At 73.7% G+C, this 14308-nt stretch carries 8 protein-coding genes; 6 read left to right on the forward strand and 2 right to left on the reverse strand.

Annotated elements, in window-relative coordinates; genetic code table 11:
* The first annotated feature begins 152 nt into the window (after positions 1 to 152).
* From ACQPZG_RS16145 to ACQPZG_RS16170, 6 genes are all read left to right on the forward strand, one after another.
* Positions 153 to 1847 (forward strand): TIGR02677 family protein, encoded by a 1695-nt coding sequence (locus ACQPZG_RS16145; protein ID WP_433546452.1) that lies wholly within the window; start codon positions 153 to 155, stop codon positions 1845 to 1847.
* On the forward strand, positions 1844 to 3169 hold the full coding sequence (locus tag ACQPZG_RS16150; protein WP_433546453.1) for a TIGR02678 family protein: 1326 nt from the start codon (positions 1844 to 1846) through the stop codon (positions 3167 to 3169). The genes ACQPZG_RS16145 and ACQPZG_RS16150 overlap by 4 nt, the downstream gene beginning before the upstream one ends.
* Positions 3166 to 7404 carry a TIGR02680 family protein gene (locus ACQPZG_RS16155; protein ID WP_433546454.1) on the forward strand — a complete coding sequence of 1413 codons (4239 nt, stop codon included), beginning with the start codon at positions 3166 to 3168 and terminating at the stop codon, positions 7402 to 7404. The genes ACQPZG_RS16150 and ACQPZG_RS16155 overlap by 4 nt, the downstream gene beginning before the upstream one ends.
* A complete protein-coding gene (locus ACQPZG_RS16160) occupies positions 7401 to 8672 on the forward strand; it encodes a TIGR02679 family protein (RefSeq protein WP_433546455.1) in 1272 nt (423 codons plus the stop codon). The genes ACQPZG_RS16155 and ACQPZG_RS16160 overlap by 4 nt, the downstream gene beginning before the upstream one ends.
* Before the next feature lie 97 nt (positions 8673 to 8769).
* Positions 8770 to 10590 (forward strand): prolyl oligopeptidase family serine peptidase, encoded by a 1821-nt coding sequence (locus ACQPZG_RS16165; protein WP_433546456.1) that lies wholly within the window; start codon positions 8770 to 8772, stop codon positions 10588 to 10590.
* Positions 10591 to 10657: 67 nt separating this feature from the next.
* Entirely contained in the window at positions 10658 to 11575 is a 918-nt protein-coding gene (locus ACQPZG_RS16170; RefSeq protein WP_433546457.1) for an SURF1 family protein, read from the forward strand.
* A 204-nt stretch (positions 11576 to 11779) separates the two neighbouring features.
* On the opposite strand, the gene ACQPZG_RS16175 is transcribed toward ACQPZG_RS16170, so the two are convergent.
* Entirely contained in the window at positions 11780 to 13228 is a 1449-nt protein-coding gene (locus tag ACQPZG_RS16175; protein ID WP_433546458.1) for a hypothetical protein, read from the reverse strand.
* Positions 13225 to 13746, reverse strand: a complete 522-nt coding sequence (locus tag ACQPZG_RS16180) for a SigE family RNA polymerase sigma factor (RefSeq protein ID WP_433549432.1) — start codon at positions 13744 to 13746, stop codon at positions 13225 to 13227. Before ACQPZG_RS16180 ends, ACQPZG_RS16175 begins: the two co-directional genes overlap by 4 nt.
* Positions 13747 to 14308 lie beyond the last annotated feature (562 nt).

The raw sequence follows: 14308 nt of genomic DNA on the forward strand, positions 1-14308 counted from the left end.
GGAATCCTTCAGCGGGCCCGGCACACGTCCGTGGGAATCCCTCAGCGGGCCCGGCACACGCCGTGGGAATCCCTCAGCGGGCCCGGCACACGTCCGTGGCATTTTCGGCCACTCACCGGCGGCGTCCGGCTGGGCGGCGTAACCTCGCGGCCATGGGGGCATCAGCATCCGGTGCAGGTCAGGACGCCGGTGAGGGGACGCGGCGGCGGCTGGACGCGTACGCGTACCTCAGCGCGCCCGAGCGGCTGGAGCACCTCGCGATCATGCGGGTCTTCTGCGGAACGCTGCTCGCGGACCTCGCCGTCCCGGACGTCATGGCGAAGCTGCGCCGGAGCGGTGGTGCCGCCGCGGATCTCGACGCCGACACTCTGACCGTCCGGCTGGAGCAGCTGGTGGCCTGGGGAAACCTGCTGCGCAGCAGCCACACGGTGAAGGCGTCCAGCATCAGCGAGTACCAGCGTTCTCGCTCGCGCTACCAGCTGTCGAAACCCGGCGAACGCATCCAGCGGGATGCCGAGGGGGTCCTGGCCGAGGCCGACGCCGCCCGCGAGGTGAGCAACGAGCTGCTGGGCCTGGTCGAACGCGGGCTGCGGGAGCTGGCCGGCCTGGTGACCGCGCCGGGCGGCATCCGGCCGCAGGACGGACTGGAGCGGATCAGCACGCTGTTCGTGCAGTTCGGCGAGTTCGCGGACTCCGTACGCGACTTCTACGCGTACCTCGGCCAGGTGCTGTCCCGCTACGACCTGGACAGCGCCGAGTACCAGGGCTTCAAGGAACTGCTCCTGGACTATGTCGAGGCGATCACGGAGGACGTGGCCTTCCGTGCGCCCCGGATCTCGGCCGCGCTGGACACCCTGTGGCCGCACCTTGCGGCTCTGCTGGATCGGCTGGACGCCCACGCCCAGGGCCTCACCGGGCTGTCGGCGCAGGGCGAAGGACGCCCGGAGGTCCGGGTCCAGCGCAGCCGGGGACGCGAGCTCGCGGACTGGGAGGGGCTGCGCGGCTGGTTCAGGGACACCGACGGTCAGGGCAGCCAGGTCGATCAGTTGCGGGACGCCACGCTGCGCGCGTTGCAGTCGCTGCTCGCCAACGCCAAACGGATGCTGCGGTCGGCCACCGGGGAGATGTCACGGCGTAAGGATCTGCTGCGGCTGGCCCGCTGGTTCGAGGAAGCGTCGCCGCAGGACGCGCACGACATCGCGGTCGCCGCTTTCGGTCTGTACGGCGCCCGCCACCTGGGCATACCCCCGGCCACCGACGAGGTGGTGCCCGCGCACACGAGCTGGTGGACCGGCCCGGTGGTCGAAGTACCGGTGTCCCTGCGGGAGAGGGGCAGCCGGGCCCAGCGGGGCCGGGCCTCCGCGGTGGAGGACCACTCCGCGCAGAAGGAGCGACTGCGGGAGGCCGCCCGGCGGCAGGCGGCGGCCAGGGCAGCCGCGGCGGACGAACTGCGCAGCGCGTCGGGCCGGTTCGCCGACGTGCGGCTCACCTCGGCCGCGCTCGGGCTGCTTCTGGAGCTGCTGGCCACGGCACTCGGAAACGCCCGGCTCAGAAGACCCGCCGATACCGGCGGCGAGGGGCCCGGGGGCTTCGGCCTCGACTCGGCGCGCAGCGAGAACGCCGAACTGGGCATCCGGCTCACCGTCCTGCGGACGGCGGGCGCGCGGACGGTGCTGTACTCGGCCGACGGTGACCTGCTGCTGGACGACCTGGAGCTGGACGTCAGCCGTATCTCCGCCGCGGTCGACGGTGAGGGCGTTGTCGACGGTGAGGGCCTTGTCGACGGTGAGGACCTTGTCGACGGCGGGGGCCTTGTCGACGGCGGGGCCGAGGTGGGCGTGTCATGACCCTTCCCTCGTCGCACGACGTGGCCTTGGCGGCCGAACGCCGTACCGCCGCCCGGCTGCTGCTCGCGCACCCCCTGGTCACGTCCGACGGACCGCATGCCGACCTCTTCCCGCTGATCCGCCGGCACGCCGACTGGCTGGGCGGGAGGTTCCAGCAGGTGCTCGGCTACCGCCTGCTGGTCGACAGCTCCTTCGCCCGGCTGTTCAAGGCGGGGCTGGGGCCGGGATCGGGTCACCGCCTGGAACGCTCCACCGGCACCCCCTTCTCCCCGCACACGTACGCCTGTCTCGCACTGGCCCTGTCCGTTCTGGTGACCGCGCCCGAACAGATGCTGTTGTCGCACCTGGTCGCCGACATCAGGGCCGCTGCCGCCGACGCGGGGATCGAGCTGGAGGAGACGGGGCGGGCGACGGGCAGGCGGACCCTGGTGGCGGCTCTGCGCCGGCTCGTCGAGTGGGGTGTCCTCGTCGAGACCGAGGGCCAGGTGGCCGCGATCGCGCAGGAGGCGGGCGGGGAGGCCCTGATCACGGTGGACCGGGAGCTGGCACGCGTGGTCGTCGCCGGCCCGCTCGCACAGGCCCGGGACGGCGCCGACCTGGTGCGGCGGGCGGCGGACCCGGGGTTCGGCGGGCCGCGCACCTACGTGCGCCGGATGCTCGTGGAGACACCCGTCGTCCACCTCGACGAGCTGACCGACGCCGAACGCGACTGGCTGCGGACCCGGCAGCGCCGGGAAGCCCAGGCGTTCTCCGAACTCCTGGGTCTGGAGATGGAGATCCGCGCCGAGGGCGTGACGCTGGTGGATCCGGAGGGAGAGTTGACGGACCTGCACCTGCCGGGCACCGGGACCGTCGCACAGGCCGCGCTGCTGTTGGTGGAACGGCTCGTGCAACGGCTTCGGCCGCGGGAACCGGGGCATCCGGCGACCGGCGGGACGCTCGTCATCGGGGTGGCCGTCCCGGACGGCCTGATGGACGAGGTCCTCGCCGAGCTGATCGCCGAGTACGGGCAGCGCAGCAACTGGCAGCGCGGATACCTGGAGGACCTTCCCTCCCTGCGGCTGGCCGTGCTGGACCTGCTGGTCCGCATGCGGCTGATGGCCCGCACCGGGCGGCTGCGCGCCGAGGGCGAAGGGCTGCCCGAGGGGTACGTCGAGGAGGTGCCGGAAGGACGCGCGGTGACCGACGTCCGTGGCGCTCGGCCCGACGGCGAGGGCTGGGTGCTGCTGGCAGCGGCGGCCCGCTACGCCACCCTCGTGACCGTGCGACCGGCTGCCAGGGCTCGCCAAGGAACCGATGTGCAAGAGGAGTTGCCGCTGTGACCACTGACGTGCCCGGCCTCGTCCCGCTGCCGCGTTCGGGCCCCGCGACGACCACCGGCACCCGCTTCCGACTGCACCGGGCGGGCATCCGGAACGTCTGGCAGTACGACGCTCAGGAGTTCTCCTTCGGCGGCGGACGGCTGCTCCTGCGCGGCAAGAACGGCGCGGGCAAGTCCAAGGCGCTGGAGATGCTGCTCCCGTACCTCCTGGACGGCGATTCCCGGGCGCTGGACGCGACCGGGACCGGCCGCACCACGCTGCCCTGGCTGATGCTGGACGGGTTCGAACAGACCAACCGTCTCGGCTACCTGTGGGTGGAGTTCCAGGGCACGACCGACGGCGGCGGCCACCGTCACCTGACGCTCGGTGTCGCCATCCGTGCCTCGAAGTCGACGCAGAAGGCGGTGCCGACGTTCTTCGTGACCCCGCTGCGGATCGGCGAGGACCTGCACCTGGTCGAAGGCGGGAAGCCGCTGCCGGTGGACCGGCTCAAGGAGATCGTCGGCTCCGACAACACGACCGAGCGTGCGGTCACGCACCGCTCCCGGGTGGCCCGGGAGCTGTTCGGCATCACCGACGCGACGCGCTACCGCAACCTCACGCAGCTCCTGCACCGGCTGCGTCGCCCCACGGTCGGGGACCGCATCGAGCACGGGGGCGTGGCCTCCCTGCTGAGCGAGACCCTGCCGGGGCTCGACGAGGACGTGGTCGAGAAGGTGGCGCGCAACCTGCACGACCTCGACGCCGTACGCGACGAACTCGGCCGCCTGGAACGCACCGACACGGCACTGCGCACGTTCCTCACCGGCTACCGCGGCTACCTGGCCGGAGTCCTGCGTGCCTCGGCGCAGCGGGTCGGCCACGAGCTGGGCGTTCTCGCGCAGCGGCGCCGGGCGACCGGGGACGCCGCACAGCGGACCAGCGACCTGCGGACGCAGGAGGACGAGTCGGAGGGCCGGCTGGAGACCCTGCGCGAGGAGGAGCAGGCGGCCAGGACCGACCTGGCCGCCCTGCACGCCGGTCACGCCTACCGCAGCCTGCGCGAACTGTCGGAACGCCGCGGCACGGTGGAGGCGCTGCACAGCGCCGCCGCGGCTGCCTTCACCACCCTGCGCAACGCGCACGACGCCCAGGAGAGCGCGGCGGAGCGGCTGGCCGAAGGGGTCGAGCATGTGGGGAGCCGGTTGGCGGAGCTGGGAACCGAGCATCGGGAGCTGCTGACGCAGGCGGAGAGGGCCGGCCTCCCCACCGGTCATCTCGGCGAGGCGGTGGCCCTGTCCCGCACCGTCCTGTCCCGGTCCACCGAGACGGAGCTGACCACTCCGGACGGGGGCACGCGCACCGTACGGCACCGGTCGGCGGCCCGGGTGGACACGGTCACCACGCACGAAGGACTGCGGTCCTGGCAGGACCAGCTGAAGGACGCCGAGACGGTCGTGAAGAACCGGGCCCGGATGGTCCAGGAAGTGGCCCGCCTCATCTCACGGGCGGACGCGGCCCGCGCCGGGGCGGCTCAAGCCGATGCCGAGCGGGAGCGGTTGGAGGGCGAGGCGGAAGAGGCCGCCGACCGTCTGGACGTCGGCCGCCGGAAGGTCGCCGAGGAGAGCGGCGCCTACGCCCGCGGCATCGCTGAGTGGGCGGCGCACACGCGGACCGCGCTGGGGCCCGGCTGTCCGTCGCTGGACGCCGTCCGTGCCGCGGTCGGCCACGAGACCTCCGCCGACGCGCCCTTCGCGGACCGCACGCTGCCGTCCGACATCGACAGCCAGGCGTGGCGAACGGCTCAGGCCGTCCTGGAACCGCACGGAGAGGAACTCACGGGACGCCGGGACGCACTGGCGCTCGGCGTCGGCCGACTCGGCGAGGAGCTCGACCGCCTGACGGAGCAGAAGCGGGACTGGGCGCAGCGCACCGACCCTGAGCCATCGGCCCCGCACCATCGCGTCGCCGAGAGGACACCGGGCAGCGGAGCCCCGTTCCACCGGCTCGTGGACTTCGCGGACGGCCTGGCACCGGCCGACCGGGCCGGTCTCGAAGGGGCGCTGGAGGCGTGCGGAATCCTGGACGCGTGGGTGGGCGCGGACGGCGTCCTGCTCGACCCCCGCACCCGGGACACCCTGCTGAAGCCCGGTCCCGCTCTGTCCGACGGGCCGACTCTCGCTTCGGCCCTGCGCCCGGCCCCCGAGCCGGGGTGCGGTGTGACGTCCGAGCGCGTGGAGGGTCTGCTGGCCGCTGTCGCACTCACACCGGCAGCGCACGCCACCACACACAACGCGGTGTATTACGACGGCAGTTGGCGGCTGGGCGTGCTCAGCGGCCGGCACGACAAACGCGACACCGAGTACGTGGGGGCCGCCGTACGCGCCGAGACCCGGCGGCGCATCCTCGTCGAGCTGGAGGAGCGGATCGCGCAGACGCGGCAGCGGCTGGCCGACGTCCGCGAAGAGCTGGCCGCAGCCGATTCCGTGCGTCGGGCTCTCACACTCGCGGAACGGGACTTCCCCCGGGCGCAGCATCTCGCGAACGCGTGGAGCAGGACCGAATCGGCCGAGCGGGCCCTGCGTGACCTGACCGCCAAGGCGACCCGGGCGGCACGGCAGGCCGAGGAGGCCCGCGCTCTCGCGGTGTCGGCGCGTGCCGAGGCGGACGCCACCGCGACCGCCCACGACCTGCCCGGCGCCACCGACGCATTGGACCGCGTACGCACCGCGCTGGCTGCCCTGCTCAGCGGTGTGGGTCATCTGCGCAGGGCGGTCGGCGGCACGGACGAGCGGCTCGGCGCGCATCGGACCGATGCCGAACGGTACGAGCGTGCCGGTGCGGAGCGCCTGGCCGCGGAGGAGAGCTACCGGGTCCATCTCACCGGACTGCGCACCGCGGAGCAGGACCTGCGGACCCGCGAGGAGGCCATCGGGTCGTCCGAGGAGGAGATCCTCACCCGCGAGCGGGAGACGAAGCAGCGCATCGCGCACGCCGTCCGCGCCCTGCCGGGAGCGCAGCGGGCCCGCGACGACGTCCACGACCTGCGCGTGCGGGCGGAAGAGGACGAAAAGCGTCTGCGCGGGACCCTGGCGGACCAGGAGAGGGAGGTCATCGACACCGGCAGCGCTCTTCGCGGGGCACTCGGCCGACCGGAGGTCGTGCTCGGCGCCGGTCTTGATCGGTCCTCGCTGCCCGAGTTCGTGTCGGACGATCCGAGCGTGGACGTCCGCAGCCGTGTGCGAGCGCTGCGGGCCCTCGCCGATGCCGTGGCGCAGGCCCTCGGCCCCCCGAAGGGAGAGGTGTCGGACAGCGCCCTGCTCATCCGGCACACCGCGCTGCGCGACCAACTGGCCGGCGGATACGACGCACAGCTGGAGGAACGCGACGGGATCAAAGTGTGCCGCTTGGTCGACGACCACGGGTCTCATGACGTCGCGGCCGTGGGCGAACGGATCGCCGTGCAGGCCGCGGAGGCCCGAGGACGGCTCACCGAACGCGAACGCGAGGTGTTCCAGCGGTTCCTGACCGGCGAGCTCGGCGACCACCTCTCCACACAGGTCATCACCGCGGCGAACCTGGTCGCGGCACTCAACGACACCCTGCGGACCGTGCGCACCTCCCACGGCCTCGGCGTCGAGCTGCTGTGGAAGCTGGACGAAGACGTGCCCGCGGACGTCCGGGCGGCCGTGGACCTGCTGCGCAGTCCGTCGAGCCTGCGAACGCGCGAGGAGACCGAGCAGCTCCGCGAGGTCCTGCAACGCCGTATCGAGGACGCCCGTCGCGCCGACCCGTCAGCCGGTTACGCCGCCCATCTGCGCACCGCGCTGGACTACCGGGACTGGTTCCGCTTCCACACCTTCGTCGTCGAGGACGCGGCTCCGGGCCGCCGTAGGAAGCTGACCGGCCGGACCGGGCTGAGCCAGGGCGAACAACGGGTGCTCTCCTACCTCGTGCTCTTCGCCGCAGCCGCCGCCCACTTCACCAGTCTCGCCGGGTCGGCACCGCACGCGCCACGGCTGATCCTGCTGGACGACGCCTTCGCCAAGGTCGACGAACCCACCCACGGTCGGTTGGGCCGTATCCTCGTCGATCTCGATCTCGACTTCGTCCTCACCAGCGAACGGCTCATGGGCAACTGGCCCGAGGTTCCGTCCCTGCACATCTACGAGTGCCTCCGTGACCCCCATGTCCGGGGCGTGGCCACCCTGCACTACATCTGGAACGGCCGCCAACGGCGTCTGGTGTCGGTGTGAGTGCACTGCCCGCCGCGACGCGCGCGTGGCTGACGGGCCCCGGACTCGCCCGGCTCTGGGAGAGCGTGCGCAAACGGCTGGAGAGCAACGGCGTACAGGCCGTCGGCTCCCTCCGGCTCACCGCGGTGAACCCCCGGGAACGCAACGACCTGTCCCTCCTGCTGGGCAGGCCCCTCACCGGTGCGGCCGTGACCGTACGGCTCGACGTGCTCGACGCACGGCTGCGCGCGTCGGCCGCCGGACTCGGGCTGAGGCAGACCCTGGAGGACATCGGCCCGCCCCTCGCCGACCGACGTGCCGCCCGTGCGGACGCGGCGGCACGGCGGGAGCGGGTGTGGTCGTCCCTCGCTTCGTCGCTGGACGCCTCCCCGCTCGCCGACCAGCGGTGGCCGCGGCAGTGGTACGACCTGTTGCGCCGGGCCGGCGTTCCGCGAGGGGTGACGCCCGAAGCGGCGGTGCGGACACTCCAGCAGGCGGTCCAGATCCTCACCACTCTCCTCGGTCCCGAACGGGCCGGTGCACGCGGCCGGGGTGAACTCGCCGCCATGGCGACCGGCTCCGCGCACGGCCTGGACGACGGCACCTGGCTCGCGCGCCTCGTCCAGCGCGGCGTCGCCCTCGCCCACGGCACCGGATTCCCCGACGACGCGGCGGGGCGACGCGCTCTGTGGCGGCTGGTGTCCGTCACTGCGGACGAGGTCTCCAGCACGGTGCTGACGTACGGGCTGCGGCCCGACGGCGAGGGCTGGCGGGAGCGTGCCCTGCGCGAGCGGGCCGACCACCACGCCGAAGCCCACCTCACCCCGCGCGACCTGCACTCCCTGCGGCTGCGCCTGCCCGCCGGAACGCTCATCCACATCTGTGAGAACCCGCGCGTGGTGGAGGCCGCGGCAGACGCGGCCTGCGTCCGGCCCCTGGTGTGCACCTCCGGCAGCGCCGCCACGGTGGTCCTCACGCTCCTCGACGCACTCGCTGCCACGGGCTGCCGCTTCGCGTACCACGGCGACTTCGACTGGCCGGGGATCGCGTTGGCCAACCGGGTCGTCCGCCGCTACGGCGCCCGGCCCTGGCGCATGGGCACCGCGGACTACGAGCAGTTGGCCGCTCGCAGTCGGGCCGAGGGCATCCCCCGGCTGGCGCTCGACGGCCGGCCGGTCGGCGCGGACTGGGACCCGGACCTCTCCCCCGCCATGAGCGCCCTCGGCGTCGCGCTCCACGAGGAAGCGACCCTCGACCTCCTGGTGGCCGATCTGTCACGCCGCACGTAGGGACATCGGCGGACGTGGGGGCGGCGGGCCCGGCGGCCGGGGGCGGCGGTACTCCCGTGCCGTACCGGCCGCTGCGGGCGTCCGGTTTGATGGGGGGATGAGCAGCAGTGGAGACAACAGCAGCAGTACGGCCGTCCCCGCGTGGGAGATGCGCTTCCGGGCGCCGCGGGTTTCCTTGCCCGAGTGGGCCGAGGGGGCTCCGGAGCGGTCGTTGTTCGTGTCGAACGCGACGGGCACCTACGAGTTGTACGCCTGGGACCGGTCCAGTGGCGAGCAGCGGCAGGTGACGGACCGGGCCAACGGGACCACCGACGGGATGCTGTCACCGGACGGGGAGAGCGTCTGGTGGTTCGACGACAGCGACGGGGACGAGTTCGGGGTGTGGATGCGGCAGCCGTTCGCGGGCGGGGAGGACGTGGTGGCCGTGGTGGGGCTGGAGGCGTCGTATCCGGCCGGGCTGGCGCTGGGGGCCGACGGGACGGTGGTGGTGGGGCGGTCGACCGACGAGGAGGGGTCGACCGTGCACGTGGTGCGCAAGGGCGAGGGGGTGCCCTGTGAGCTGTACCGGCACCGGGAGTCGGCCGGGGTCGGGGACCTGAGTCACGACTCGTCGCTGCTCGCCGTCGAGCACACCGAGCACGGCGACGCGATGCACTCCTCGTTGCGGGTGCTGCGGGTGGCGGACGGGAGCGTCGTCGCGGAGCTGGACGACACCCGGGGCGGGACCGAGGAGCTGGGCCTGGAGGCGCTCGGTTTCTCACCCGTGGACGGGGACAGCCGGTTGCTGGTGGGGCACCAGCGGCGCGGGCGGTGGGAGCCGATGATCTGGGACCCGGTGACGGGCGTCGAGACGGAGCTGGCCGTCGACCTGCCCGGCGACGTGAGCGCGGACTGGTACCCGGACGGCAGGGCACTGATCATCGGGCACAGTTTCGAGGCCCGGGGGGAGCTGTGGCGGTACGAGATCGAGGGCGGCGTCCTGGAGCGGGTGCAGACGCCGCCGGGGTCGGTGAGCGGGGCCACCGCCCGGCCCGACGGTTCGGTCGAGTACCTGTGGTCGTCCGCCGCCGAGCCGCCGGTCGTGCGGTCCACCGGCGGCGGCGTGGTGCTGGATCCGCCCGGAGCGAAGGCGCCGCGGTCCGTGCCGGTGGAGACGGTGTGGGTGGACGGGCCCGGAGGACGCGTCCACGCCCTCGTGCAGCGGCCGGAAGGACACGCCGCGGGGAACGGCGGGCCGTTGCCGACGATCTTCGAGGTGCACGGGGGGCCCACCTGGCACGACAGTGATTCCTTCGTGGCGGGGCCGGCCGCCTGGGTCGATCACGGCTTCGCCGTCGTACGGGTCAACTACCGGGGTTCGACCGGGTACGGGCGCGCCTGGACGGACGCGCTCAAGCACCGGGTCGGACTGATCGAGCTGGAGGACATCGCCGCCGTACGGGAGTGGGCCGTGTCGTCCGGGCTCGCCGACCCGGAGCGGATCGTGCTGTCCGGGGGGTCCTGGGGCGGGTACCTGACGCTCCTCGGGCTCGGGGTGCAGCCGGACGCGTGGGCACTGGGGCTCGCCGCGGTTCCGGTGGCCGACTACGTGAGCGCGTACGAGGACGAGATGGAAGCGCTGAAGGCCATGGACCGGACCCTGCTGGGAGGCACGCCCGAGGAGGTGCCGGAGCGGTTCGCCGCCTCGTCGCCGCTGACGTACGTGGACGCGGTGAAGGCCCCGGTCTACATCTCGGCGGGGGTGAACGACCCGCGGTGTCCGATCCGGCAGATCGACAACTACGTGGACCGGCTGCGGGAGCGCGGGGCGGTGCACGAGGTGTACCGGTACGACGCCGGGCACGGGTCGCTCGTCGTCGAGGAGCGGATCAAGCAGGTGCGGCTGGAGATCGACTTCGTGCGGCGGCACCTGGGGTGAGGGGGACAGGGCGTTCCCGGGCCGCCCCGCCCGCCGGAGGGGCGGCCCGGGAACGTACCTTGGGAGCGTGTACCGGTTTCTGCTGACCCCGCGCTGGTGGGGGATCAACCTGTTCGTCGTGCTCGCCATCCCCTTCTGCATCTACATGGGGTCCTGGCAGCTCGGCCGCTTCGAGGACCGGGTCGACTCGCACCGCAGCGCGGAGGCGGCCCCCGACCCGGCGAAGCAGACCGCCCAGCCCCTGGAACGGTTGCTTCCGGTGACGACGGAGACCTCGGGCGAGCTCGCGGAGGTGCGGGGGCGGTACGCCGAGCAGTTCCTCGTACCGGAACGGAAGCTCGACGAGCAGCAGGGGTACTACGTCCTCGCGATGCTGAGGACGGCCGGAACGGGCGGTGCCGGCGGGAAGGCGCTGCCGGTCGTACGGGGATGGGTCGCCGGGGACGCGCGCGACGCCGCTCCGCCGCCCGCGCCCACCGGCGAGGTCACCGTGACGGGGGCCCTCCAGGCGTCCGAGAACGCGCAGACCGACGGCGTGCACACGGCCGGGGGACTGCCGGCCGGACAGGTCGGAATGATCAGCTCCGCGACCCTCGTCAACCTCGTGCCGTACGAGGTCCACGACGCGTGGATCACGCAGAGCGCGGGGGCCGAGAAAGCCGGGCCCGGAGCGCCGAACGGTTTGAAGCCGGTGCCGGCGGTGGCCCCGCAGGGCAGCGGTCTCGACCTGAAGGCCTTTCAGAACCTCGGATACACCGGCGAATGGTTCGTCTTCGCGGGCTTCGTGCTGTTCATGTGGTTCCGACTGGTGCGCCGGGAGGTCGAGGCGCTGCGGGACCTGGAGCTGGGAATCCAGTCGGAGGACGCCCCGACGGGCACGGGAGCCGCGGAGACGGCCGGAACCGACGGGACCGTCGAGACGGGCGGGACAGGCGGAACGGACGGGACCGTCGAGGCGGCCGAGGCCGGGGTGCGAGGGAAGTAAGCGGGGCGCCGCGTGCGTCGCCTTCCCCGGGGGTGTTCGAGGGGTCGTGGACGGTCCGTCCCGCCGCCCCGGGCGGCGCAACCGGGCCGGGTCGGGCCGGGTCGGCTCGTCGCGCACTCAGCGGGGCCGGGGCAAGGGGGGCCGCGAGAACCAGAGGCGGTGGCCGGCCGGCGGCCGGTGCGTCGGCCGGATCGTGCGGGGCGGTCAGGGGGTGTTGAGGACGCCCGTGCGGTAGATCGTTCCGGCGCAGGCGTTGGGGATGGTGGCTTCGGCGCTCGGCGCGCCCGGTTCCGCCGTGTGCGTCACGGCGACCTTGCCGTCCGCCGGGTCGCCGTCGGCCGTGCCGAGCTGGGTGGTCGTGCCGGTGGCGTCCGTCCCGTCCACCGACTCCGGAACCTTGCCGCCGCCGGGCTCGTCACCGCCGGGGGTGCTGCCGGTCGTCTGCCCGGGGTTGTCGTCGGACCCGTCGGTGGGCGTGGGGTCCGGGGAGGCGCCGGTGGTGGGGCAGGTGTCCTGGGGCACCCAGGCGAACTTCACCTCGTACGCGGCCTCCGGCGGCAGCACCAGGCTGCGCGCTTCCTTCGCCGGGTCGGGAAGGCCCGCGGCGGGGTCGCCCGCGGTGTGGTCGACGACCTTGATGCGCTTCCCGTCGGCCGCTCCCATCGCGTGGAAGTTCATCCGGCCCTGGCCCGGTACGGCGCATTCCGAGGCGGACTTGTTGGCGATGCGGAACGTGCCGTAGACCCGTCCCTGGGCGTCGGGGGCCCCGGTGGTCGCCTTGACGACGGCGAGCTGGGCGCCCTCGCAGGCGGGCTTCTCGGGCTCCGACGCGTCCTGTTCGTACGCGCCCTCGCCCGGCGAGGCGTGGCCGGTGCCGGACTTTCCGGCGTCCGGGCTGCCCGCCTCGGACTCCTTCTCCTCGTCGTCGGGGTCCGCGCCGGTGGTCTCGCCCGGCGTCCTGCCGCCGTGCGTGCCGCCGCCGTCGGTACCGCGGCCGTCGCTGCCGGGGCCCCGGCCAGTGGGGTCGGTGTCGGGGTCCGGGGAGTCCTGGGCGTGGCCCGCGTTGGCGGGGCGGGCGGTGGCGGAGTCCCGGGACTGGGACACGTGCAGGAAGGCCGGGACCGCGGTGCCGATCAGCAGTGCGGCGGCCGCCGCGCCGACGACGGCCTGACGCTTCCTGGCCCGGCGGACCGGCACGGCCCGGCGCAGGTGGTCGAGGGCGCCGTCGGAGGGCGCCAGGTCCGCCACCGCACCTTGCAGGAGCCGGCGTACGGCGAGTTCGTCGGGGCTGAGTGCGGGACCGTCCTGGCCGAGGAGGTCCCCGTCGTCGGTGCCGTCCGAGCCGGAGGGGCCACGGCCCGTACCGCCCGCGCCGAGGGGTCCGCGTCCCGAGCCGACCCGGCCGGAGGTGGGGCCACCGGGGCCGCGGGTGCGGTCGCCGGGGCCCGGGGTGCGGTCGCCCGCGCGGTCGCCGCCCGTGGTGCCGTGCGGCGGGAACTCTCGCCCGTGGCGCTCGTCGCGCCCGTTGCGCCCGTCGTTCACTCTTCCGTTCCCAGTCCGGTCGTTTCTCGGCCCGTCCGGCCCGTACTGCTCGCCGCGCCCGGGGCGATCGTCTCCGTCGCCGTTCGGCAGGCCGTTGCTGTCGCGGTTCATACGGTGGCCTCCATCGCGACGCGCAGCGCCGCGATCCCGCGTGAACCGTACGCCTTCACGGACCCCAGGGATATTCCGAGCACCTCGGCCACCTGCGCCTCGGTCATGTCCGAGAAGTAGCGCAGGCTGAGCACCTCGCGCTGGCGGCGCTGCAGTCCGCGCATCGCCTTGATCAGCGCGTCGCGCTCCAGGCTGACGTACGCGCCCTCCTCGGCGCTCGCCATGTCCGGCATCGGCTTGGACAGGAGCTTCAGGCCCAGGATGCGGCGGCGGAGCGCCGAGCGGGAGAGGTTGACGACGGTCTGGCGCAGGTAGGCCAGGGTCTTCTCGGGGTCGCGGACGCGTCCGCGTGCGGAGTGCACGCGGATGAACGCCTCCTGCACGACGTCCTCGCAGGACGCGACGTCGTCGAGGAGGAGCGCGGCAAGGCCGAGCAGCGAACGGTAGTGCGCGCGGTAGGTCTCGGTGAGGTGGTCGACCGTGGTGCCCTCGGCGAGGGTCGTCTCGTCAGCGGCCACGGGCGAGGGACCGTCCGTGGCGGAGTCCTGCGCGGGCTGCGGGGCCGGCTGCGCGGCCGGTCGTCGCCCCGACTGCGACGGGAGCGGCCGGGCCTGCTGCGGCGGAATGTGCCGCAGCGGAAGCGGAGCGGTGGATCCCGAACCGACGCCCGAACCGACGCCCAGGACGGGGACGGTCCCCGGGACCGGTCCGGAGAGAGGTCCTGCGACGGGTCCCGAAAAGGAGCCCGCGCCCGGCCCCGTAGGGGGCTGCGCCACCGGCTGTGCCGCGAAGCGCGCGGGTCGCGCCGCCGGCATGGGGGCGATCACCGGCATGCCGCCGGGCACGCGGGACGCACGCCGCGGGCGCGCCTGTGCGCCGCGCCGCGGGAGCGCCGTGATGTCGAGAACCTCTGCTGCCACGCCTGTTGGACACGCTTCCCCCCGCCAGGGTTGTACGCGCAGGCCGCCGCTTTCGACTCCGCACCCGGTGTGCTCGGCGTGCCCCGTCCGTCCGGTCCATTCGGTGCACCGATTCGCGCCATGCGTAATCGCCCCTCCCCATTGCCCCAATTTCTCCCCA

The organism is Streptomyces sp. CA-294286 (assembly GCF_050947155.1).
Taxonomy (GTDB): Bacteria; Actinomycetota; Actinomycetes; order Streptomycetales; family Streptomycetaceae; genus Streptomyces.